Consider the following 24,345-nt stretch of genomic DNA (forward strand, 5'->3'; position numbering starts at 1 on the left):
CCAGTTAATCTGCGCGGATTGTTGTTAATCACACCTTCTGGTATCACAACCATTGCCGTCACAACAGCGAGCCTCATCAAGATCCATTAATTTCGAATATTCATGAATAGGCTGACAAAATCCACGCGAGCGTGGAGCGACTTGATGCAGGATGTGCGTTCGGGCGATCCCGCTGCATTGGACGAATTACTTGCTTTGACTGGCCACTATTTGAATGAGGCCTCGGCGCGTTACCCATTGCCAGCAAACATTCGGTCCAAGTTGAGCGATTCCGATCTGGTGCAAAACACCCTGCTGGAAATCGCTCAAGATCTCGCCAAATTCCGCGGTACAAACCAAGCCGCATTTCTGGACTGGGCTCAACGCACGCTGCGGAACAATTTTGTCGATGCGCGACGCAAGTTCCACGATGCCGAACGACGCGACGTGCGGCGCGAAGTCGAACTCGAGTCGGGACTTTTCCATCGCGAGGGTTCGCCAAGCAGGATCGTGAAGAGAGCCGAACGCGATGAACAACTGGAACAGGCGATCGCAGCGCTCCCCGATCGCGCTCGCAAAGTGATCGAATTGCGCAACATCAAAGGGATGAGCTGGGAAGCGGTTGGCGACCGATTAGACGTTTCCGCCGATGCGGCCCGAAAATTGTGGACCCGCGCCGTAAAACGCCTCCAAGAAATATTGGCAGTTCAGGAGAGTAGCTTTGGCTAACCCCGCCGCCGATGGCGACGACCCCGTCCGTCCGGCAAGCGATCGACAGTTCGACGAATCTGCAAGTTCCGAAGACCCACGCCGCGATTCCTCTTTCACCGAACCAGCGTCCGATGAATTCGACGAAAACGACGAACAATTCAGGGCCGTCGTGCAACGTCTGCAGCGTCGCTGGCCGCAGGATGCAAAGACCGATTATAAATTCGAGACGATCGATCATTCCGAATTGAGAATCGCGAACTACGCATCGGGAACAAAGGTCGGTCGATTTATCCTTGAGCACAAAGTGGGGCAAGGAGGTTTTGGGATCGTCTTCAAAGCGATCGACCCGCAATTAGAGCGCGATGTCGCCATCAAACTTCCCCGTGTCGATTGCGATGCGGGGCAAACCGATCGCATCCATCGCGAGGCGAGAATCGTTGCGACGCTGGAACATCCCAACATCGTCCGCGTCTACGAAGCTGGGATCGACGGCGAAACCTCGTTTATCGTTTCCCAGTTCTGCGACGGCCCCGATCTGAGAATGTGGCTGCTGTCCAACGACAACCATCCGTCACCGGAGCAGTCGGCCGAACTGATCGCCGAGCTCGCCGATGCGATCGCGTACGCCCATCACAATGGCGTCCTGCACCGCGACATCAAACCGGGCAATGTGCTGTTGTTTCCGAACAACGGTTCGACGCCAGCGTCTTCGAAACCCGCGCGATGTCGTTTGCCGTTCATACCAAAGATCACCGATTTCGGCCTTGCGTCGATGCAGTCCGACGATTGGTCCCGAACCCGCACTAGCGTGGTGATCGGGACTCCGATGTACATGGCTCCCGAATGCATGGGGGCCGGTACGCAGCGGCCCGGCGCGGGATGCGACATCTACAGCCTGGGAGCCATTCTTTACGAATTGCTAACCAAGCGACCACCGTTGGAAGGTGAGTTCTTCGGTCAGTTGCTGCATCGGATTGGCAACGACGTCCCCGTGCCGCCGCACGTGGTCTTCCCGGACGTCCCCATCGATCTCTCGTTGATCTGCAGCAAGTGCCTGAGCAAAGAGGTCGACGATCGGTATCGATCCGCCGAGGAGTTGCACGACGACCTCCGCCGTTTCCTCGACGGCCAGCCGATCCATGCGCGATTGCCCACCTGGCGAGATCGTTTTGCGCGGTGGACCTCACGCCCCCAACGACTCCGATTCGCCGGGCTCTATACGATCTGGATGCACTTAATCGTCGTCAGCTGGCTGGTGGTGCAATTATCCACCTCCATCGCGCTGGGAGTAAAGCTGCCGGACATGGCTGCGCACATCCGCGACATCGCGATGGTTTCGTGTCTGTTGCACTTGCCCAACGCCTGGCTCGGTTGGCGCGTGTTCCGCGGTTCGCGGTGGGCGTTTATCCCCGCGATGCTTACAAGCGCCGCGTCGTTTGGGATCCTCTGCTATTCGGCATTCAACTCCAGCGTTGCGTTCGATTACAACTATCCCACCACGCTCTCGAAAGTTGCGATCTTCTCGATCCTGATCATTGCCAGCCTGATCGATTCGCTCAATTACGTGTTTGCGACCCCAGCTCATTTGCGCACGGCCCAGCCCGACAACGATTTCCGCCGATCCTTGCTCTAGGCTCTGGCCTCCCCCTCGATCGCGTCCTGCGCCAGATTCGCACCGGTAGAACTCAGGGCAAGTGGATAATTTCATTTGAATCGCTGTGGAAAGAATCCGACGGCGTGATAAAACACATCGATTGAGATTGGCAATCGACTGAGGGCCCGGTTTTGACAGAGACACGAAGTGAATCGCTGGACAACTCCCCTGAAAGGCCAGACGCCCTGACACCGCACACGGTAACAACCCTTTCAGACAGGAGCGTCGAAGAGGTTTTTCTACGGCCAGGGATGAAGGTCGATCGGTTTGTGCTAGAACGCGAAGTGGGCCGCGGTGGATTTGGAATCGTCTACCAAGCGTTGGATCCCAATCTAAATCGTTTCGTGGCGCTGAAGATACCGCGTTGCGATTCGCGCGACGCGCACGTCAGCCGCTTGCAACGCGAGGCGCAAATAATCGCCACGCTCGACCATCCTGGCATCTGCCGGGTCTATGAAGCGCAGTTCGATAGCCGCATCCCCTACATCGTTTCCCAATTGTGCGACGGTCCCGATCTGCGCGAGTGGTTGCTGGACAACCCCAATCGATTGAGCTTTGAAGCGATCGCCGAACTGATTGGTCTGTTGGCCGATGCCCTGCAATACGCTCACAGCCAAGGAGTGCTGCATCGCGACATCAAACCGGGCAACGTGCTGTTATTCCCACCAAAAGCTGACAACACCACCCCCTCGACGCTCTCCTTCCAGCCTCGGCTGACCGATTTTGGCCTGGCCTCGATGTCCTCTGCCGATTGGTCCAACACACGTACCAGTGTGGTCCTGGGAACGTTGATGTACATGGCACCCGAGTGCCTCGACGGCGCCGAGTCCGCGCCAGCCGCCGGGGCAGACATCTACAGTCTCGGCGCGATGATGTACGAACTGCTGACCGGCCAACCGCTCATGGAAGGCGCCCAGCTAGGCGAATTTCTGCAGCGAATCTCCAACGAAACGCCCGAGCTGCCACATCGCATCCGCCCCGATACGCCGATCGATCTGTCGTTGATCTGCAGCAAATGCCTTCGCAAAGAGGTCGACGAACGCTACCGATCCGCTGCGGAACTAAGCGATGACTTGCAGCGGTATCTCGATGGCCGTCCCGTCGTAGCGCGGATGCCCACCCGGTACGAACGATTTACCAAATGGTGCTCGCAGCCCCAGCGACTCCGCATCGCCGGGCTCTCATCGCTGTGGTGTCATCTATTAGTCGTAGGATGGATGTTCTCCCAACTGGCCGTCATCATCCCCCTGGGGCTCACTTCTCAAGCCGACATCGTCCAGTCGGTACAAGATTTTGTCTGGAGTGCGGGCTTGGTTCATCTGCCCAAAGCGTGGCTCGGCTATCGCCTAATCCGTGGTTCGCGTTGGGCCTTCTGGATATCTGCGGTAACCAGTCTAGGATGTCTGTCCATCTTTCTCGTTTCCGCTTTCGACACCAGCGCCGCCTTTGAACACAGCTTTCCCACGCCGCTGACCAAGGTCTCGGTCTTCTCGATATTGATCATCGCCTGTCTTGTTGAATCGATCAATTATCTGCTAGCGATTCCAGCTTACCTTCGCACCCGAGCCAAGAAACCTCGCCAACAGCCGGTGTCGTGATGAACGCGGAGCATTCGAACATCAATTCCCCGCAATCCGACCGAACAATCGGTATTCTCGTCCGCATTGGCAAACAACCAACCGCTGCCGTTTCGGTTTGATCATCCGGCAGTTATTATCGATGCATGGAAGTATCATCAGAACTCGCAGATGCGATCGTACGTTATGTTCACAGTCCCGAATATCGACCCTGCAAGCCGAAGCAGATCATGCAGGCGTTGGAGTTGGAGGACGAACAATATCGCGAAGTCCGCCGCACGGTGAAGTGGCTCGTCCTGCAAGGACAACTCGATTACGCATCGAACCATCTCGTGATTCCGCCCGGTGAGGTGCATGCGACCAAGCGGCGGCAGAGTTCTCCGCTGGTCCGCGGCATCTTTCGGCTGGCTCAAGCCGGTTTTGGCTTCATCCGCCAAGAGGGAACCGGCGAACAAGCGGCTCCGCTGGAGGACGTCTTTGTGCCCGAACCGTATGTCGCCGACGCCTTCGACGGCGACTTTGTCGAAGCCCGTCTGGTCACCAACCGCTCGCGATCGCGGGGCGGAATGGAAGGGCATATCGAACGGGTGATCAAACGCGCCACGCGGCAGTTTTCCGGAACGTTCCGCAAAAGCGGGCAGGAGAATCTCGTCCTTCTGGATGGCACGCATCTGAAGCATCCGATCTCGGTCGGCGATACGCGGGGCTTGCCGCTGAAGAACGATGACAAAGTGGTTGTCGAAGTCGTTCAGTTCCCCGAGCGCGACGGCAGCGGCGGCCAGGGCGTGATCATGGAGGTCTTGGGGAGCAGCAAAAATCCGGCTGTCGATACGATGGCGGTGATGCGGCAATACGGTTTGCCCGAAGAGTTCCCCGAGGAAGTGATGGCCGCAGCGCGGGAACAAGCCGACAAGTTTGACGAATCGATTCCGGCCGACCGTCGCGATCTGACCGATCTGCTGACGCTGACGATCGATCCGTTTGATGCCCGTGATTTCGACGATGCGATCTCGCTGCAGGCGATCGAAAACGATCACTGGCGGCTGTCGGTTCACATCGCCGACGTCTCGCACTTCATCCCCGAAGGATCGATCCTCGATCAGGATGCCAAGCAGCGGGCGACCAGCGTCTATCTGCCCGACCGCGTCGTGCCGATGATCCCCGAGATCATCAGCAACCATTTGGCCAGTCTGCAGCCCGATCGGGTTCGGTATGCGAAGACCGTCGAAATCGAATTCACCGGCGGCGGTGCGGTTGTCGCCACGCAGGTCTACAACAGCGCGATCCGCAGCGATTGTCGGCTGACTTACGAACAGGTCGATCAGTTTTTAGATAACCCCGACTTGATGCGGCAGAAGCTGGGGGATGCGATCTGCGATCAATTGCAGCGAATGCACACGTTGGCGATGAAGCTGCGAGCCCGCCGGATGGAGCAGGGATCGCTCGAAATGGACCTGCCCGAGATCAAGATCGATCTCGATTCCAACGGCAAGGTCCGCGGTGCCCATCTGGTCGTTAACACCGAAAGCCACCAGGTGATCGAAGAATTTATGCTCGCCGCGAACCAAGGCGTTGCGACTTGGTTCGACGACATGAAGTTCGATTTCCTGCGCCGCATCCACCCCGCTCCCGAACGCCGCAAGCTGCGCCAACTGGCTCAATTCCTGAAGGATATCGGTATCCCCGGGGATGATTTAGAGAACCGCCACGCGGTCCGCCGAGTCTTGAAATCGGTCAAGAACACGCCGTTGGATTATGCGGTCAACTACGCTGTACTTAAGGCGACTAACAAAGCGATCTACGGTCCGCATCGCGAGGGGCACTACGCTTTGGCGATGGATCACTATTGCCACTTCACCAGCCCGATCCGCCGCTATCCCGACCTCACGATCCATCGGATGGTGCAGAAGTTGACCGAAGGGAACAAGAATCCCAGCGATCCGATGCCGGTGTTGATCCGATTGGGGCACCACTGCAGCGATCAAGAGAAGAACGCCGAAGCAGCCGAACGCGAATTGATCCGCATCAAGTTGCTGCATCATATGAATAAGAATATCGGCGAAACCTTTGAAGCCGTGGTCACGCGGGTCCATCCCGACGGACTGTACGCACGCGGGATCAAGATGCCGGCCGAAGGTTACATCTCGATCGATAAACTGCCGCCGGACAACTACCGCTTCGAACGCAAGGGGCATCGATTGGAAGGCTTCCGCGAAGGGAACCAGTTCCGGCTGGGAGATCGCGTGGTGGTCAAGATCGACAAGGTCGACATGCAGGCGCGGGAGCTGTTCTACGGCTTGGTCAGCAAGGATCGCGGCAAGGGGCCGAAGCACCATCTGAAGAACAAAGCCAAGCCGGCGACGGCGGGAACTGCGAAAAAACGGGACCGCCGCGGCGGCAAAAAGAAACGCAAACACTAGCGGTCTCGGTGGGGGCAAATCGCGACACGCGAAGGGCCACGCCAGCACGGCGGCGACGAGAATCGACGAAGAATTTGCATCGGGGCGGCGGAGCGTGCATGATTGGTGCTTCCTGCCTTTCCCGCTTTCCTCCGTTTTCTCGTTTCAAGAGTGCTGTGATGGAACCCCGCCGCTTTGTTGCTTGCCTGTTTGCACTGAGTCTATTGGTTATGAGTCACCAGGTTGTTGGCCAATCGACCGCGCCCGAATTGACGACGCTCGATTCCCACTTCCCGATGCAGGTCCCCGCCAGCAAGCAGGCGATCGAGTCGCAGAACGAACACGTTCGCACGATGCTGCGATTGGCTAACGGATTGATTCCGATGCCCGAGTTGGCCGATCCGCAGCCGACGATTTATGGCCGCCGCGAAATGGACGGCTACAGCATCGAAAAGATCTACTTCGAGAGCCTGCCCGGTTTTTATGTGACCGGGAATTTGTATCGCCCCGCCAAGGCAGCCGACAAGGCGCCGATCGTCTTGAGCGCCCACGGCCACTGGACCGACGGTCGATTCTACGACGCCGGTGACAAAGCGGCGCGAGCGGCGATCGCGATGGGAGCCGAGCGTTTTGAATCGGCAGCTCATAACGTCATCCAAGCTCGCTGCGTGCAGTTCGCGCGGATGGGATGTGTCGTCTTGAACTGGGATATGGTCGGGCACGCCGACAGTCAACAGATCTCGATCGACCGGATTCACGGTTTCCGCACTCAGGCCGCCGAGATCGAAAACACCGCCGACGGTTGGTTGTTGTTCAGTCCTCAGGCCGAAAGCCATCTGCAATCGCCGATGGGGCTGCAGACGATCAATACGTTGCAGGCGGTCCGCGTCGCTCAGATGCTGCCGGGCGTCGATTCGTCGCGAATCGCGATGACGGGAGCCAGCGGTGGCGGAACGCAGACCTTCGTCGCCGCTGCGATCCAACCAGCGATCACCGCCGCGTTTCCCGCGGTGATGGTCAGCACGGGGATGCAGGGAGGATGCACCTGCGAAAACGCTTGCTATCTGAGGATCGATGGCGGAAACATTCACATCGCATCGTGCATCGCTCCGCGTTGGTTGGGGATGACCGCTGCGGACGATTGGACTCGCACGATGCCGACCGACGGATTTCCCGAACTGCAACGCGTCTACGAATTGTTTGGCGCCAAGAACCGCGTCAGCCTCGCCCCGGCGATCCACTTCAAGCACAACTACAATCACGTCAGCCGCGTCGCCTGTTATTCGATGCTGAACAAAGCGTTTGGGCTGGGGCTGCAGGAGCCGATCCTCGAATCCGACTTCCAACGGTTGACCGCGGAAGAGCTGACCGTTTGGGATGACCAGCACCCTGCCCCGCCGGCTGGCTTGGACTTCGAACGCAAGCTGCTGAAGGCTTGGCACGAATCGACGCAGCGGAAACTCCAGCGGACGCTAGCGGTTGCTGATGACAAGGGAGCAGGATTTCGCGACGTCGCTGGGCCCGCGGTCGAAGCGATGGTTGGATACCGCGCCGACGAAGGCGTTGCAAAAGCTGAATTCGATTTGGCGTCGAAGCAGGAAGATAATGGCAGCCTGGTGATGACGGGGGACCTGACGTCGGCTGGCGAGGCGGACAAGTTGCCCGTCTACTTCAACTATCCCGATCAATGGAACGGCAACGTCACGCTGGTCGCCGACGTCGGCGGAATCGCCGCGGTCGAGAAACGCCTGGCCGATCCGGAGTCTCCCTACGCGAAACTGCTGGCATGGGGAACCTGTATCGCCACCTGCGATCTGCCCGCTGCCGAAGGAGATGACGAGGGGACGAAACAGAAACTGGTCCGCCAGGATCGGCTAGCCGCCTGTTTCACCTACGGATACAACCGCGCTTTGTTGCTGCGTCGCGCGAAGTCGTTGCTAACGTTGGCTCAGTTCATGCGCAACCACGAGCGGACTCCAAAGCAGATCCAGATGGATGGTCTTGGGGAAGCGGGCCCGATCGTCGCGGTAGCTGGTGCTGTCGCGGGACCGTTGGTCGACGGTTGCCGCATCGACCGCGGAGACTTCCGCTTCCAGGATGTCGCCAACATCGCCGACGCCAACTTTGTTCCCGGCGGAGCCCGCTATCTGGACCTGCCTGGAATCTTGGCCCTTCACGCACCGCGGCCGTTGGAAGTGAACGGCGGGGCAAAGGGAACGTTCGACGCAACGGAAGCTCAGTATAAGAAGATGGGGGCACTGGGCAGCTTGAAGATCGCCGAACACGAGTCGGCTAATAGCCAATGATGCGCAAGTGTCTTGCGACTTGAAGCGACTTTTGAACAGGGGAATGTTTGTGGATTGATCGATTGCCCTTGTTCCGATTTTTCCGTCGCGATAGAGTTGGCAGCGGAGAGTTATCCGTTGCCGCAGATGATTCGATTTTTGCTAACGCGTCACCGATTGTTCCCCCGATAGAATACGTGGACAGTCATCCTGAACGCTAGCAAAGTCGCTTATTTCTGCTACGGATTGCATTTCCCAACGACACGGAATGCGGCGTATTAGATTGTCCTGATGCGGGTTTTCCACATCACCAATACTGCCGCATGGCCTGTCGCATCACTGCGGCCAGGTTGCATCTTCACCGTACAGGGAGCCTTCTACCGATGCAGATTTTTGGTCCATACCGCGTGAGTACACCTCAGCCGACCAATAATGTTTCGCGCACCAATCAAGTTGTCGAAAATCGAGCCACCAGTGGCTCGAGCCAACCCGTCGATCAATTAGACCTTTCCTCGGAAGCTCAAGGGATCAATCGTCTCTCGGGAGCCAACGAGACCGGCGTGGTCGATGGCATTCGGTTTGATAAAGTGGCGGATATCCGGCGGCAGATCGCCGACGGCAGCTACGACACCGACGACAAATTGAGCGCGGCGTTGGATCGTTTGTTGGACGAAGTGGGTTAATCCCCCGCGGCGGCCCGACTTGCGGAGCGCAAACCCGAACCAGCGAATGACGGCCTGCCATTGGTCCCCGCTTGCCAAAGGCGTATACTTCTTCGCTTGACGCACCCGATGCCACCGGCGTCCACTTTTCGAGGACGCGGTGTCGTTTTCTCTCGCGTTCGGTTTAAACTGGAAGGGGCTTCCAGCATTATGCGTTGCCTCCCGAATTCCCCTGTCGTGCTTTGAGTTACGTAGTTGTGTCCGATTCAGCCCCACTTGGAAAAGTTGCCGTTTCGCTGACTCCCCAAGAGAGATTTGAGGAGTTTTTGCAGAGTCGCGGCCAACGGAACACCGAGCAGCGTCGATTTCTTGTCGATCGCGTGTTCAGTAACCACGAGCACTTCGACGTCGATTCGCTGATCGAGCAACTGCCGCGCAAGGGGCAGGAAAACTACGTCAGCCGTCCGACGGTCTACCGCGCCCTCAAGGAATTTGTCGATGCTGGGCTGTTGCGCTGCTTCCAGTTGGAGGGGCGTTCGGTCTACGAACACGATTACGGTTATCCGCAGCACGATCATTTGTACTGCACTCGCTGCCAGAAATTGATCGAGTTCACAAGCGAAGAGATCATGAAAATTCGGTCTCAGGTCGCGGTCCAACACAGCTTCCGTGTGACCAGCCATCGCTTGATCATTCAGGGGGTCTGCCAGGACTGCTCCCGCCGGCGGAAGAAACGCAAGCAGGACCTAATCTAGGTCTGTTTCCCCCAAATTGGAGTGCTGTAGGGGTGGCGACGTTGCCACTACTGGCAATTAATTGGGTTGCTTGGGTAATATGAAGGCGTTCAACGGGGAAACGCCTTGCGATTCGACTCTCGCACTGCCGAAAATGAATGGGGTTCCGTGCTGCCAGCATGTCTCAGAAGCAATCTGATGGCATCGGCCCAGCAAGTCAATTCTTCACTCACTTGGACTAAGGCTCGTGAATTCAACAACTCGATTTTGTACGGGAGCTCTGATTGGGCTGTGCGCTGTATTAAGCAACGCGCTGACCCCGGCAGCATCATCTGCTCAGGCATTCCCCCCCAATCGCACGTTGCTGTCCAACGAGACCCAAGCGATTTTCGAGTTTCTCGATGTGCCGCGGTTTGAAGCCCGCTGGGAGAATTCGGTTACCGGGTCGCTCTCGGAATCGCAGGTTTTTAAACCGTTTTTCGATTCCCAACGGGAGTCGCTCCGCCAGCGTCTGTCCGAATCGGGGCTGGCGTTCAACTTCACGCTGAACGATATCCGTGCGATCGCCGCGGGCGAAGCGACGCTCGCTTGGCTGCAACTGCGGAATACCAACGCGGTTTGCATCCTGATCGACACCCGCGGCCGCGACGCTCAGACGGCGGAGGTGCTGCAACGCATCGATGCTGAACTGAAGGAGCACCGCGGCGCGACGATGACCAAGATCGATTACCGAGGTCACGCCGTATCGACCTACATATTAAAGAAGAAGCTGGGCCAGATCAAAGTCGAGCAGTTTAGTTATGTTCGCATCGACGGCCGATTGATCGCGGCGGATCAATTGGATGCCGTCAAAGGCTTGGTCGATCGCATCGATGGTTCGGGCGACCTGATCAAGGCGAACGACTTTGTGGCGGTGGAGTCGAAGATTGGCGAAGGTGCCGATGACGATATCCGTTGGTTTGTGCGGCCGCTGGGTTTCGCTCGCGTGTTGGAAGCTCGCAGCGGTGGCTTGAAGAAGCAACAGCTCGATACGATTCAATTGCTGCAGGAACAGGGTTTCGATGCGATCCGTTCGGCGGGGGGCCACGTCCGCTTGGACGATGAGAAGTTCGACGTTCGTCATCAGACTTACGTCAACGCGCCGCCAACCACCGATCTGCCCAGCAAATACAAGTTGGCCGGCCGGATGCTGCAGTTCCCCAACGTCGACGAACAGGATCCGCCGGCTTGGGTGCTCCCCACCGTCGCCTCTTATCTCGACGGAAACTGGAAGTTGGAAGAAGCCTTCTGGGCCGCCGAGACGCTTGTCAATCAAGCCGTTGGCGATGAGATCTTCCGCCGCGTCGTCGATGGTATCAAGAAAGACAAAGACGGTCCGCAGATCGATCTGGCCAACGACATCATCGCCAACTTTCGCGAGCGGGTGATCATGCTGACCGACAACGTCGAACCGGTTTCCAAAGACAGCGAACGGATGCTGATCGGTGTGCTGTTGAAGAACGAGGCGGTCGTTAAGGCAGCGATCGACAAGGCGATGAAAAGCGATCCCAACGCCAAGGAATTCCCCTACGCTCACCACAACTGGATCTGGCAGGTCACGCAGCCCGACGAGGCCGATGATGAAATCGAGCTCGAAGGTTTTGAAGACTTTGAAGAGTTCATCGACGAAACCGATGGCAAGCAGGCCACGCCGCTGTTGAACCAATGGGCGATCACTGTCTACGACGGCTATCTGTTGTTTTCCAGCCACGCACAGATGCTTGTCGATTCGATCGAACACCAGCGTCAATCCGAGCGTCAGGCGTTGCAGGACGCTCCCGATTTCGTGCGGATGCGTGCGGCGTTGCTGGACCAATACGGACCCGATCGTGCGATCTGGCGGGTGCTGCGATCCGACCGCGCCTTTCAAGCCAAATATGAACTGCTGCGTCGCGGTGAGTTGAAGCAGTCCGATTCGGTGCTGGCGGCAATCGTTCGCCGACTCTTCAAGGATTCCGAAGACACTCCCGAAGAGGAGGACTTGAAGGTCGACGGCGCGAAACTGCCTGCCTACGACGTCTTCAAAGAGCATCTGCAACCGTCGGGCGTGACCCTGAAGACCGAGCCCGACGGCTGGTTCCTGCGGGGACTGATGCTCAAACCGATCGATGCTCCCGCACCAAACGTCGCGGCCCAGCGGTAGCCGCCCGCGCTGCGGGGAGCCGCAAGTTCCTCATCTCGAATCCTGGAGTAAACACTTATGGCCAACGACCCCATCGCTTTACTGGCACCAGGATTGCGCGGTTGGACGATCGCTGATCGCTTCGATTTTGCGGAGCGAGGCGAGATCTCGCTCGACTCCGGAACGCTTTCGATCGGCAAGGGCCGACCGGCCAGTGGACTCAGCTATCGCGGGCCGCAACCGGGCGACTTCTACCGCATCGCTTGGGAGGCTCGCCGCACCGCCGGCAGCGACTTCTTCTGCGGCCTGACCTTTCCGATCCGCGGCAGCCACGCGACGCTGATCGTCGGCGGTTGGGGGGGCGGTGTGATCGGGATCTCGAACATCGACAACATGTCGGCTGTCGAAAATCCGACGACCGAATATCGCGAGTTCGAACTGAACCGCTGGTATCGGTTTGAGATGGAGGTCAACAAAACGGCGGTGCTGTTTGCGATCGATGGTGAACGCGTGATCGATCTGGATCACGACGAACACAAATATTCGGTCTGGTGGGAGCAAGAGCAGATGGCGCCGATCGGGCTGGCCACCTGGGATACCGCCAGCGAGATCCGCAAGCTGACGCTGACGAATCTCGACGGCTGATGCATCGCCGCGATGCCGAGGATCTGCGTCGCGCTGCCGATGCAAATCAGAACGGAACCGAAGAATAAAAAAAGAGCCTGGCCGGAAACTTTCCGGCCAGGCTCTTTCTGCTTAAGCAGCTTGAACTCGCGGCGATCTTATTCGTCGGCCAGCGGTTCTTTCTTCTCGGTGATCACTTCGCACTTCTCAGCTTCGTCAGCGTTCATCTGAGTGTATTCCGACCATTCGTCGGGAACGTTGTCTTCGTGGAAGATCGCTTCGACGGGACATTCGGGAACACACGCTTCGCAATCGATGCATTCTTCGGGGTGGATGTAAAGCATCTTCTCACCCTCGTAAAAGCATTCGACGGGGCAGACGACAACGCAATCTGTATATTTGCAACCGAAGCAAGGTTGAGCTACTACATGAGTCATTCTTGAAAACCTTTCTGGATCTTTTCTTACGCGAATCTGGATGGGGCCTTGGGGAGCCAGCCGGCCAGAAAACTCACATCCCTGAATTCAGTTGATCGGTAACGTACCTGTCACAGCACCAATCTTTTCCAATTTCCCCGCAGACACAAGACGACAAACGACCGCATAAAGGTTCGCGCTTGCATCAGTCGGAATCGTAAAGCTCCAAACGACTTATGTCAACGAAACCAACGCTCCAAATCACGCGATCGGCCTAACATTTTGCGGGCTCTCTATTGAGATCCGATCTCGCTAAGCCGGCTTGGATTCATCACTCGGTTCCCGGCGACCAAGCGTTCTGCGCCCGCCATCGCAACCAGTGGTCGGCGATCACGATCGCGACCATCGCTTCGGCCATCGGGATGAACCGCGGCAGCAGGCAGGGATCGTGGCGGCCGCGCGTGCGGATCGTCGTCGCCTCACCCGAACTGGTCACCGTCGCCTGTTCGATCGGCAGGCTGCTGGTCGGTTTCACCGCCGCGCGAAGCACGATCGGCAATCCCGTCGAGATGCCTCCCAACATGCCGCCGTGCCGGTTCGACTTGGTTGTAATCTGGCCATCTTCGCCGGTGGTAAACAGGTCGTTGTGTTCGCTGCCACGCATCGTCACACACCCAAACCCGATCCCATATTCGACTCCCAAGACCGCCGGCAGACTGAACAACGCCTTGGCCAGATCGGCTTTCAATTTGTCGAACACCGGTTCGCCTAGTCCCGCCGGGATGTTGGCCGCCACGATCTCCGCCGCACCGCCGATCGAATCGCCCGCTTTGCGGACCTCTTCGATCTTGGCGATCATCTGCTGGGCAACCGCTTCGTCGGGACAGCGGACGATGTTCGGTTGGCCGTCGGCGAACTCTTCCACTTGCTGCAGCGTGACGCTCGCCGGATTGGCGATCTCCGCTTTCAGATCGCCCACCTGCGTCACGTAGCCAAGCACGCGGCCGCCAAACGCTTCGGCGAGGATCTTCTTCGCTAGCGCTCCGGCCGCAACGCGGGCTGTCGTTTCGCGAGCGCTCGAACGTCCGCCGCCGCGGTAGTCGCGGAAACCGTATTTCTGATCGAAGGTGAAATCGGCGTGCCCCGGCCGATATTTGTCTTTGATGTCGGAGTAGTCTTTGCTGCGTTGATCCTGGTTGCGGATCAAGATCGCCAGACTGGTCCCGGTGGTCCGCCCCTCGAAGACGCCGGCGAGGATCTCCGGTTCATCGGACTCCTTCCGCTGCGTCACGATCTTGCTTTGGCCGGGTCGGCGGCGAGCCAGATCGGGCAGCAGGTCGTCGACTGAAAACGGGATTCCAGCGGGGACGCCGTCGATGATCACGACGTTACCGGGGCCGTGGCTCTCGCCAGCTGTCGTAATTCGCAGTGCCTGTCCGAACGAGTTGCCTGTCATGGGGATCCGTTTCGTGTGAAGTCAAACTGTCCCCAGTCGCAAAAACTGACGCAGAAACCAGGGATTCCTGCCGAGAATCGTCAAATCCAGCCCCGAAACGCGTGCCAAAGGGCCTTATTTCGGTCAAAATCCTCGAGTGCAAAGGTTTCACTTGCGGGACGCTAATACCGTACCTAAGATGAAATTGAACGCCAACCGACGGCAACTCATCCGGCCTATACCGGTATTTTGTCAGAAATCTTCTCCTCCGAACAGAGACGCTATTCTTGACACTCTCGGACATCGATCGACAACTGCTGGATCGTTGCTTGGACAACGAGCCACAATCTTGGGAAGCGTTTATCGATCGCTTCTTGGGGCTCGTGGTCCACGTCGTCAACCACACCGCCACATCGCGCGGCGTTACGCTGCCCGTTGCGGAACGAGACGACATGGTTGCGGAAGTCTTCCTGACCCTCGTCAACAACGACCGAGCGGTGCTGCGTCGCTTCCGGCGTCAGAGTAGTCTGGCGACCTATCTGACAGTCATCGCTCGCCGCGTGATCGTGCATCAACTGGCGACCGCTCAGCGGAATGCGGCTCAGAAAAATCGCATCGCCAGCGAAGAGACGCTGATCAGCCCGGTGGAACAACAGATCGAGGATCGCGATCAGCTGGAACAGTTGCTCTCGCGGCTCGATCCCAAAGAAGCCGATGTGGTGCGGATGCACCATCTGGAAGGGAAGACCTACCGCGAGATCGGCAACCATCTTGGCCTGCCCGAAAACAGTGTCGGCCCGATGCTCAGCCGCGCCCGCGACAAGATGCGTCAAAGCCAACCGGGCGTCTAGCCGGTTGCGATGAACGCCTCAACATTCTCTTTGCGCATTCAGGGCCAAAGGCCAGGCGATTTGCCTAGCCCAGGCCAGCGGCCTGGGACCCCATCGCACGCGAACATCGCGAGGGCCAACGGCCCGGCAATTTGTCGGCGAAGTGATTCGAACTCAGAGCAAATCGGCGGGCCGTTGGCCCTAAGGATCGAAGGCGGCAATCGCCAAACCCGGGCCGATGGCCTGGGTGCAAATTGCTGGAGCTTCGCCCCGCCAAACCAAATCGGCTCCCGAAACGAGTCCCATGGACCGCGAAGCGGCCCCAAATGGTAGCCGGTGGTTTGAGCGTAGCGAACACCACCGGAACAGATCGCGGAAACAAACGACGCCCCCGACCGGTGTCGCACGTCGATCTACGATCCCTCCGGGAGCGTCGCGCTTGTGGGCATCGTGTTCCGGAGGTGCGCCGCTGCGCGACGACCTCCGGCTACCATCTGCGATCTCTGCGGGAACGTTGCGCTCGGTACCCTCTACAGCATCGCGCTCATTCGCCGACCGCGGCAGCTTGGCGTGACAGAGGCGTCGGCGTCTGTTCGAGAGCTTCCGCGGTCCCTCCGCGTCGCCAATCGGCCACGCCAGTTGCTTCGCCTGTCTCGAGGTCGATCATGATGCTGTGAGCGGCTCCCTGGCGGCGGGTGGGAGACAGATCGACGTGATGGCCGCGGGCTTCCAGATCGGCCTTCATCGATTCGAACAATCCACCACTTGTCGATTCGAAACGGATCTGGTCGGGGAACCACTGGTGATGGAACCGCGGGGCTTCGATCGCTTTTTCGAGCGATCGATTCATAAACAACGTCTGGACCAGGATCTCCGTCACGGTGTTGATGATCGTCCGGCCGCCGGGGCTGCCAACCAACAGTTTCGCCTGGCCATCGACGCGAACAATCGTTGGCGATTGGGAACTGAGCATCCGTTTTCCAGGAGCCAGCAGATTGGCGGCGGTTCCGATCTTCCCTTCCTTGTTGGTGTAACCGGGGTACCAATTGAAGTCTCCCATCTCGTTGTTCAGCAGAAAACCGGTTCCGGGAACGACGATCCGGCAGCCGAAAGTTCCTTCCAATGTGTAGGTGTTACTGACGGCGAGGCCATCGGCATCGATGACTGAGAAATGAGTCGTCTCGGGGCTCTCGTAGGGACCTTCGCTCAACGGGATCGATCCGGCGATCGCTTCGCTAGGCGTTGCGACGTCGGGGCGAATCGTTTTGGCAAGCTCGACGGCATGTTCTGTCGTGAGCAGATGTTCTGGGATCTCGACAAAGTTGGGATCGCCCAGCCAAGCAGCTCGTTCGCGAAAACCACGTCGCATCGCCTCGACTAGATAATGGACCTGATCGGTCGTCCAGAAAGCATCCGTCGCCGCTGGCAGCGGAATCGCGGCGAGCATTCGCAAATGCATCAACACCGTGATCCCACCCGACGACGGCGGCGCGGCTCCAAAGATTTCGTACTGGCCGATCTTGCCAGCGATCGCCGGCTGGATCTCGGCGGTGTAGTTCTTCAAGTCGCTCTTGGTGATCAGGCCGCCGTTGCGCTTCATCTCGGCCACGATCTTGTCGGCGATCGCCCCTTCATAAAAAGCGTTTGGTCCTTGGTTCGCGATCAATTCCAACGTGTCTGCCAGATCGGGCTGAACCAGCACGTCGCCCGCTTTCCAGAACCTGTCCGCGGGAGGGCCGTAGACTCGACGCAGTTCGGCGAACCGCGGTTCGGTTTGAATCGATTGCAGTTTAAACAGCGAGTTCAGCGAGTAGGCCAAGTATTCGTCGACAACAAACCCGTTGCGAGCCAGTGCAATACACGGTTGGATGATCTCATCCCACGGCAACTTGCCATATTTGGCGTGAGCCAACGCCATGCCGCGGACCGTTCCAGGGACGCCCGCCATGCGGCTGTGGTGCCGCTGTTTCCATTTGTCGAAGCTGTATTCGTCGACGCTTGCCGGAGCTGTTTCGCGATAGTTGACGCAGACGACCTCTTCGTCGGGAGGAGCGATCATCATGAACCCGCCGCCGCCGATATTGCCAGCTTCCGGCCAAGTGACCTGCAATCCGAAGGCGACTCCAATCGCCGCGTCGACCGCGTTACCGCCTTTGGCGAGTATCTCTCGTCCCACCTTGGAAGCCTCGGCGGTGTTCGATACGACAACTCCACTCTTCCCCGTCGCTACATCGACAGGCGTGCGATCCGGCAACGGGAACTTCGCCTGGGCATTGGCGACGCCGCTGAACAGGAACGCTGCAAAAACAGTTACAACGACGACCGTCAACAGACACTTTCGGGATGACCTGAATCCAGGTTGGAACGATATAAACATTGTCTTCATCATCTTTGCAGGTGAGACGAGGAGGAAAGTTAGGTATTTCGCGAGCATTCGAATCACTTCGAATTGATCGATGGGAAATGTGATTGGAATGTGGTTTGTGGAGCAGTCGAACCGCCACCGGACGGGCGAACGACTGGCCAGTTGATGTTACGTTTTAAGACTCTATTGTCTTTCGATCTCAATCGGCGGGCTATTCAAATCAATGGGCTTGCTGCCGGCCCAGCGGATCCCTTCGACCATAATCGAGTTTGGGCCGCCGGACGATTCGGGATGCGGGCTAAAGCACAGAACTCGCCCGTCGTGAAACATCGTTCGCACGATGGCGTGAGTTCCAACCATGGCACCTTTGGGAGCGCCCTTCTTCGCAATCTCGGTCTCGTAAGTCGCGAGGACTTCATAGCCCGGAAGCTCTGGATTGTCGTGGGGGATCAACAGCGGCCCCTGTCCGTAATAGACATCCAATTCGGTTGCTTTCGATTTCAGCACCTTGCGTCCGCTGGGAGAGAGCCCCAACGAGACAGTTCCGGTTCCGCGAGCCCAGTGGCTGCGATCCCAAACCCTTGCGTTGACGATCCCTAACGACCACGTGTACTGAGACGATGCGAGGTAGGATCCGGCGCAGATCCCGACATAGCCGCCGCCGGACCGGACGAAGCTCTTCACCACCTCGCGTCCTTCTTCGCCCAGCTTTTCAGCCTGCTTGCTGCCCGATCCACCCGGCATGATCAAGACGTCGAACTTCTCCAAAATGCCTTTTTGGATCTCTTCCGGTGTCACGCGGACCGCATCGAATCCCGCATCGCGAACCAGGATTCGTTTCAGGTTTTTGGGGCCATTGGCAGAGCCGTCAGAATGGTCGTAGATCGCGACGCGTATCAGGTTGTCGCGCTCCGTTCCAGGTAACGATTCCGCACGGGCAGATTCTGTAGTGACTAGGCTACAGAACAGCAACAATTGGCAGAACGTCGCGAGCGATCCAAGAGGAGCTTGGGGGAAGGCGTAGTTTGATCGTAGCATTGGTGAAGACTTTTCCGGGTTTCAGGTAGGCGAGGGTGGAGGGAAGCGTGCAAGCGATAGACGCTAATTCGAGGAGGTGGCGAAGCTCGAATCATCGAACACTGGCGGCTTGGGCGCTGGTTTTGCCAAGGCGATAGTTTTCGCTTCTTGTAATTCCTTCGACATCGCTTGCATCGCCGCGCGTGATGCTTCGGTGTGTAGCTTTTTGATCTCATGCACCGGTGCCTTGCCTTGAGACCACCGCTGTTTGGCGCGAAGTGTCGTCGTTAGTAGACGATCCTCGAGAGCCCACAGATCGCTCCAGATACCGGGCAGCAAGTCGCTGCGGATCGCTTCTTTGTCCGGGGTAAGGCTCCACTCGCGAAGCGTGATTGCGATCTCTCCAATTTCTCCACCACGCTCGTCCGTCAGATCATCGGCGACGCCCGCGACAACAAACGATGGGACCGCGATGGTGAATTTGGGATCGCCCAACATCGTCCACATCGTGGTCAGGCGAGGATCTTCGCCGGGGCGGACGCCATGGAATACCGCAGCCGATACCGTGGTCGTGCGGCTGATCGTATTTTTGGTTGCAATTCGCGTGGGGAGAGTGCCCGGCTTGCCGTTGACCGAACCTGGCAACGGATTGCCATGTTCGTCGCTCAAGTCTCGAGCGCATTGCCGGAGGACTTCTTCGACTGAGATACCATCCGATGACGTCAGTTCGAGAATACCACAAGCTCGCAGGTAGCGATCGCTCGACGAGACATCGCTCAGTTCAACGGGACTCGGATTTGCGCCGAGTTCCTGAGCGGTCGTTGCAAAGTTGGAGCGAACGATGTAGCCGCGTGGGGCGACCTTGGGATCGTTGGCGTCAAACATCTTGTACTGCTTGGGCCCGGTTTCAAACAACGCAGCTCCGCCTTGAGCATCGATGACACCAAAGTTTGCGATCGTCGCCCGCCCGCTGTTGTTGGTCTCTTTCAGTAAGTTCTCGAAGTCGGCAACGGTCGCACATGTCTGCAACGCCATCCGCATCAGGGTTCCGTTGCCGGGGCCCGACGTCTTGCCCTCGATCTTCAAATCTTTGCTGAGTGAATTTTCGATGCAGAACCCCGCCTCGTTGACTCCCATCCAGACCGACGATCGGCTGCCCGCATTAACGACGGCGATCGCTTTGAATTTCCCGCCAGTGATCTCCGCCATTTCGTTGTGCAACCGACTGCCGTAGTCGCGATTCTTCCACAAGATTGGACGGCCATCGGGGGTTGCGCTTCCGCTGATCACAGCCGTCGTGCAAGCCAAAGCTTGAGCAACCATGCCGTTCTCTGTAAGCAGTAGCAAGAGCGGGAGAGACATTTCCAGAAGGCGGGATCGCATCATGATTTTCATCATTGCGTACTTCTTGTGCTGAGGTGGGGAGTTTCAGGCGGGGCACGTTTGGCTGCAACCATGTGGCCTAACGTACTGCTGATATTACCAGAAGATCGGTGTGACGCCGGTGTTATTGCCAGGATTTCGATTGATCCGCTGGGGCAGTCGATTGCGCGGCACAGTCTGCCAACGGAGAATGTTTCCTGGAACGGCACGCGTTGCCGCGAGTTTCCGAAGGTGATTTCGGCCCCTCAAGCTTGCGGTCGGGTGGCCGCCGAATTCTATATCAGCCATGGCTTTGAGTAGATCGGCTATCCCGGCCCGCCCGATCGTTACAACGATCGTGATGAAGTCTAGCCGGAGGCCGAGAGGGGCTGGTTGAGGATGCTATTGCAGCCACGCCCATCCGGTCTGTTCCGGGCGATCGAAGCCCCACGAAGCGGCCAGCGCGTCGGCGGCTTGTTCGATGTCGGTGATCTCTCCCCAGCCGCCGTTATGCAGATGTGCGTGAGCGAATTCGTGAGCGATCACGTATTTGGCAAACGCTTCGGAGGCCCGATCCAGCTTCGGTCGCAGCACGACACAGCGGCTCCCCTTCCCCACGGCACCTGGGCTGGCGATGAACAGCCGCGATCCCTTGCCAGGTTGGTAATCTTCGATCGCGACATCGAACCGTGGATCGCTGGCGAAATCCAACTGCACGTCCGCCGGCAGAGATTCCAACACATCCAGCACGCGCTGTTGCAACGCCGGAAATTCGGCAAACGGTTTGATGAAAGTCGCAAAAGCCTCGCGGTGGTCTGACATAGTTGTTCTGCATCAACCGGCGATTCAAGGATCCAGGGAACGGAAACTGTAGGCTAGCCGATTTCGATTGCCTGCGTCTTCCGAACCGCAAAATATAGCGGTTCGCCCTGCTGCCCCCAACTGCCCCGCTCCAAAGTCAGCACCGCATCTCTCGTCGCCGCCGCGGATCGTTAATATTCGTCGATCGTATAATTGATCGGCGCTTTGGTTGTCTCTAGCCTATGGAGTCGAACGTCCCCCAAACTGGACCGTCTAACGCAACCGGATAAGCATCGAAGGATACCACGATGAACTCTCAATCGCACGCAACGCAGCCGACAACCGATCAAAGGAATGAGGCTCGCAAACGCCCCCGCCCGGCAAGCAAGCTCCAACGACTGGCATCCCAGGCAAACTCGCTTGTCGGCCGATCGATTTGCGTTGCGATCCGAACGTTGTCGATACTTTTGATCGTCGGGGCTGCTGTCTCAACGGTGCTGACGACTACGATGAGCACGGTCGCAGCCAAGGAGACGTCGTCGCCGGTTGAGTTTCGAATTGGATTTTTCAATATCTATTTGGGGCTGGCCGATACATCACATCGCGCTGCGGTTGTGCGGCAGATCCAACGCACCGCCCCCGATATCATGGGGCTCAGCGAGATCAATAACGCGGACCATTCACTGCTGCCGACGCTGGTCCCTGGGCTGCCCAACGTGGTCACTCAGCCCGGCGGCTTGCAGCCGGCGTTGCTCACCCGTTATCCGGTACTGTCGTCCGGCTCGCTTGGCTCCACCGCACCAGCGAACGAATTCCGACGCAAGCACTTGTGGGCTGTGCTCGATGTGGGGCATGAGAGTCGGAACTTGTTGGTCTACGTCGTTCACACCGAATCGTGGTGTTACAAAGGGCCATGTGCAAACGTCAAAAGGCCTGCGTTGGAGTTCCCGCGAGCGATCGAATGGATTCGGCTGAAGCAAGACATCCAGGCGAAGCGGAAGCAAGATCCCAATCTCGATGTCGTCGTGATGGGAGATTGGAACGACGATAACCGCAGTCCGCAAACCGACGCGTTTGCGGCCCAGCCGGACGGAGTGTTCAGCGGGTTTGTGTTAGGTGCTGATATCGACTTTCCCGTCCAGCATGCACCCTATCCCGACTATCAATGTGAGCAAGCTGGTCTACGGTTGCTGGAGTCGACCGACACCGATGGTAACCGCAACACCGTTTGGGCTGGCACGCCAAATCCGGCGCTGCAGACCGCTGTGAAAATCGACTACATCGCCCACAGCGAGGGGATCAAAGTTGCAGGGCACGAAGTCCTCAATTCCGAAGTCAGCGACCCCGATGCGGGACTGCGGAAATACGGCGAGCCGTTAAACGTCGGTGATTCTCGCACCGCCAGCGATCACTTGATGGTCTTCGCCGACATGGCTATCGAATAGTCTTCGCAGCAGTTGGGAACGGAAGCCATCGACCAAACCAGATCATCCTTGCGGCATGTCGCGTTGAAATCGGTTGACTCGTTTACGGATCACCGATAGACGCCGCGATAGGTTGTCCCTTGGCTGACCTGCGGGACGTAGCCGCTAGCCGGTGCGTAGGGTGGCTGCTGTGGAGCGTATTGCGGTTGCGGCGGTGGATAGTTTGCCGCCGGCATCGCCGCTTGAGCCTGCGGCGGCGGATAGTTTGTCTGCGGGTAATTCGCTGGTGGCGGACTAGCCGTTGGCGGCGGGAAACCTTGCAGCGGCGCGTAATTGGCCTGCGGTGGCGGGACGGTGTAGGTCGGCGGCACCGGGCTCATCGGCGGCTGGCCGATCCGGGTTAGGTCGATCGGCCGCTCGTTGCCATCTTCAGGCATCGCAAACAGTCGCGGATCGTCCGACAACAATTGGTTCACCGAATACGAACCGATTTCGATCTTCAGCGCCAACGGTTCGCCTCCGTTGGGCGTCAGCCGCAGTTGAACATCGTGCGGCAGACTGCATTGCACTTCCTCAAAGTAGCGAAAGTCCTCGCCCGAGGCGTTTGCCAGCAAGCGACCATCGGGACCGTACAGCAGCAATTCGGTGACCACACCTTGCCGCTGGTCGATCACCATCACGCGGCGATACGTTCCGTCGACCATCGGTTGCGACAGCTTCAGTTCCAGCTTGCCGTCAGCTCGCACCGTCGGCCCTTCTTCGATCTGGCTGACGTCGATGTGAGCCATCCCCAAGGCGTCGACCAACCACGTCGGATCGACCGGCAGGATCGCTCGCTGCAATTGCCGTTGGTAATCTTCGTGTCGAGCGAAATAGAGACTGGTCCCCATCCCTTCGGGAATCTTCATCCAGAACAGCTCTTCATTGCTCCCCAGATCCATCCCGCTTCCCATCACCACGGGTAGGCTGGCTCGCATCCGGATCCGCCGCGGCCGTTCCAACGCCAGGTTCGCGCGCAGGCTGGGCAGCGCCGGCATGCTCAGGACCTTGATCGATGCGGAGGTGCTTTGCAGTTTTTCGATCCGATCGGTTCGATTGACAGCCGCCGCCAATTCCTCGCGCGACGGAGTCCCTTCGAAGATCTCCGGCGGCGGACTGAAATCGGTGACCGCTTTGCCACGATAACAAGTTGCACCACCGGCGACCCAGGTCACGGACAGCGTCAGCAGAATCTGCAGCCAGCGTTGGCGATGCGATGGTTCCGAGTTGGGGCCCCGTGGATTCATGATTCCTCGACTTCGCAGTAGAGCAGTTCGGTCAATTCGTCGCGGATCTGATCCCGCTCTTCCCGCGGGATCTCGCACTCGGCGACTTCGATTTGCGAGTTGTCGGCGATCACCTGGACCACCAACATCCCTTCGACTGCCCCTTCTTCATGGTCCAACGGGCGGACGACCCGCTTCCGCATCAACATCAGTGCCAGCAGATAGCGAACCGCTTCGCGATGCGGTTGTTCGGACATTTGTTTCAGCAGATCCAACAGGACGTGGTTGGGCGCCAGCTTCATCCGACCAGCTCCCGCTTCGGGCATCTTGCCCTGCCACCAACCGATCGCCTCTTCGGGCGGTCCTTCCCAGGCCTCGGCGGAGATGTCCTTGCGCGCGAAATCCTCGTCGTCTTCGAAGACGACGGAATAAAACGTTTCGCCAGGCTTCAGCGGCCGATCCAGGACGCTGCAGCGTCGCGAGCAACGGCTGACTTTATATTCCGACAACAAGACTGGGGTGCCTCAAGCAACGGCCGATTCCCGCGGCCAGAAAGGTCGCCCCTCCCGGCCAATAGCAAATGGTCAACGACCTGGCTTCTACCACATCGGAAACGGCCAAAGCAATAGATATGAAAGGCATCC

General features: G+C 58.2%; 19 protein-coding genes. 11 read left to right on the plus strand and 8 right to left on the minus strand.

From position 1 onward, the window contains the following. Positions 1-102: 102 nt before the first annotated feature. From CA51_RS04940 to CA51_RS04980, 9 genes are all read left to right on the plus strand, one after another. Complete coding sequence (locus CA51_RS04940; protein ID WP_145118337.1) at positions 103-708, plus strand: sigma-70 family RNA polymerase sigma factor; 606 nt, start codon at positions 103-105, stop codon at positions 706-708. After that, positions 701-2,323 carry a serine/threonine protein kinase gene (locus tag CA51_RS04945; RefSeq protein ID WP_145118339.1) on the plus strand — a complete coding sequence of 541 codons (1,623 nt, stop codon included), beginning with the start codon at positions 701-703 and terminating at the stop codon, positions 2,321-2,323. The genes CA51_RS04940 and CA51_RS04945 overlap by 8 nt, the downstream gene beginning before the upstream one ends. 290 nt (positions 2,324-2,613) lie before the next feature. Further along, the gene (locus tag CA51_RS04950) at positions 2,614-3,942 is read left to right on the plus strand and encodes a serine/threonine-protein kinase (RefSeq protein WP_231746008.1); all 1,329 of its coding nucleotides are present in this window, start codon (positions 2,614-2,616) and stop codon (positions 3,940-3,942) included. Positions 3,943-4,067: 125 nt separating this feature from the next. Next, positions 4,068-6,341: a ribonuclease R gene (rnr, locus tag CA51_RS04955; RefSeq protein ID WP_145118343.1), complete on the plus strand. Its 2,274-nt coding sequence runs from the start codon at positions 4,068-4,070 to the stop codon at positions 6,339-6,341. Positions 6,342-6,550: 209 nt separating this feature from the next. Beyond that, positions 6,551-8,626, plus strand: a complete 2,076-nt coding sequence (locus CA51_RS04960) for an alpha/beta hydrolase family protein (RefSeq protein WP_197451605.1) — start codon at positions 6,551-6,553, stop codon at positions 8,624-8,626. Positions 8,627-9,012: 386 nt separating this feature from the next. Then, positions 9,013-9,288, plus strand: coding sequence for a flagellar biosynthesis anti-sigma factor FlgM (locus CA51_RS04965; RefSeq protein WP_231746009.1), 276 nt, complete (start codon positions 9,013-9,015; stop codon positions 9,286-9,288). Between the two features lie 236 nt (positions 9,289-9,524). Next, positions 9,525-10,022 (plus strand): Fur family transcriptional regulator, encoded by a 498-nt coding sequence (locus CA51_RS04970; protein ID WP_145118349.1) that lies wholly within the window; start codon positions 9,525-9,527, stop codon positions 10,020-10,022. Between the two features lie 340 nt (positions 10,023-10,362). Then, positions 10,363-12,183, plus strand: coding sequence for a hypothetical protein (locus CA51_RS04975; RefSeq protein WP_145118351.1), 1,821 nt, complete (start codon positions 10,363-10,365; stop codon positions 12,181-12,183). 57 nt (positions 12,184-12,240) lie between these two features. After that, positions 12,241-12,807 carry a 3-keto-alpha-glucoside-1,2-lyase-like domain-containing protein gene (locus CA51_RS04980; RefSeq protein WP_145118353.1) on the plus strand — a complete coding sequence of 189 codons (567 nt, stop codon included), beginning with the start codon at positions 12,241-12,243 and terminating at the stop codon, positions 12,805-12,807. Positions 12,808-12,944: 137 nt separating this feature from the next. Here CA51_RS04980 and CA51_RS04985 read toward each other — a convergent pair whose 3' ends face one another. Beyond that, positions 12,945-13,223 (minus strand): ferredoxin family protein, encoded by a 279-nt coding sequence (locus CA51_RS04985; RefSeq protein ID WP_145118355.1) that lies wholly within the window; start codon positions 13,221-13,223, stop codon positions 12,945-12,947. A gap of 310 nt (positions 13,224-13,533) precedes the next feature. Next, on the minus strand, positions 13,534-14,658 hold the full coding sequence (gene aroC, locus CA51_RS04990) for a chorismate synthase (RefSeq protein ID WP_145118357.1): 1,125 nt from the start codon (positions 14,656-14,658) through the stop codon (positions 13,534-13,536). Positions 14,659-14,924: 266 nt separating this feature from the next. Here aroC and CA51_RS04995 point away from each other — a divergent pair, with 266 nt between their 5' ends. After that, on the plus strand, positions 14,925-15,488 hold the full coding sequence (locus CA51_RS04995) for an RNA polymerase sigma factor (protein ID WP_145118359.1): 564 nt from the start codon (positions 14,925-14,927) through the stop codon (positions 15,486-15,488). A gap of 523 nt (positions 15,489-16,011) precedes the next feature. On the opposite strand, the gene ggt is transcribed toward CA51_RS04995, so the two are convergent. The 4 genes from ggt to CA51_RS05015 form a co-directional block, all read right to left on the minus strand. Then, positions 16,012-17,796 carry a gamma-glutamyltransferase gene (gene ggt, locus CA51_RS05000; RefSeq protein WP_231746010.1) on the minus strand — a complete coding sequence of 595 codons (1,785 nt, stop codon included), beginning with the start codon at positions 17,794-17,796 and terminating at the stop codon, positions 16,012-16,014. Positions 17,797-18,015: 219 nt separating this feature from the next. After that, entirely contained in the window at positions 18,016-18,870 is an 855-nt protein-coding gene (locus CA51_RS05005; protein ID WP_145118363.1) for a BPL-N domain-containing protein, read from the minus strand. Between the two features lie 63 nt (positions 18,871-18,933). Beyond that, positions 18,934-20,172 carry a carcinine hydrolase/isopenicillin-N N-acyltransferase family protein gene (locus tag CA51_RS05010; protein WP_231746011.1) on the minus strand — a complete coding sequence of 413 codons (1,239 nt, stop codon included), beginning with the start codon at positions 20,170-20,172 and terminating at the stop codon, positions 18,934-18,936. Between the two features lie 441 nt (positions 20,173-20,613). Next, a complete protein-coding gene (locus CA51_RS05015; RefSeq protein WP_145090666.1) occupies positions 20,614-21,033 on the minus strand; it encodes a M78 family metallopeptidase domain-containing protein in 420 nt (139 codons plus the stop codon). 287 nt (positions 21,034-21,320) lie between these two features. On the opposite strand from CA51_RS05015, the gene CA51_RS05020 reads away from it, so the two are divergent. Further along, complete coding sequence (locus tag CA51_RS05020; RefSeq protein WP_145118365.1) at positions 21,321-22,457, plus strand: endonuclease/exonuclease/phosphatase family protein; 1,137 nt, start codon at positions 21,321-21,323, stop codon at positions 22,455-22,457. A gap of 89 nt (positions 22,458-22,546) precedes the next feature. On the opposite strand, the gene CA51_RS05025 is transcribed toward CA51_RS05020, so the two are convergent. Both CA51_RS05025 and CA51_RS05030 read right to left on the minus strand, forming a co-directional pair. Then, positions 22,547-23,722, minus strand: a complete 1,176-nt coding sequence (locus tag CA51_RS05025; RefSeq protein ID WP_145118367.1) for a hypothetical protein — start codon at positions 23,720-23,722, stop codon at positions 22,547-22,549. Beyond that, complete coding sequence (locus tag CA51_RS05030) at positions 23,719-24,213, minus strand: hypothetical protein (protein ID WP_145118369.1); 495 nt, start codon at positions 24,211-24,213, stop codon at positions 23,719-23,721. The genes CA51_RS05025 and CA51_RS05030 overlap by 4 nt, the downstream gene beginning before the upstream one ends. Positions 24,214-24,345: the final 132 nt, after the last annotated feature.

The organism is Rosistilla oblonga (genome assembly GCF_007751715.1).
Classification (GTDB): domain Bacteria; phylum Planctomycetota; class Planctomycetia; order Pirellulales; family Pirellulaceae; genus Rosistilla; species Rosistilla oblonga.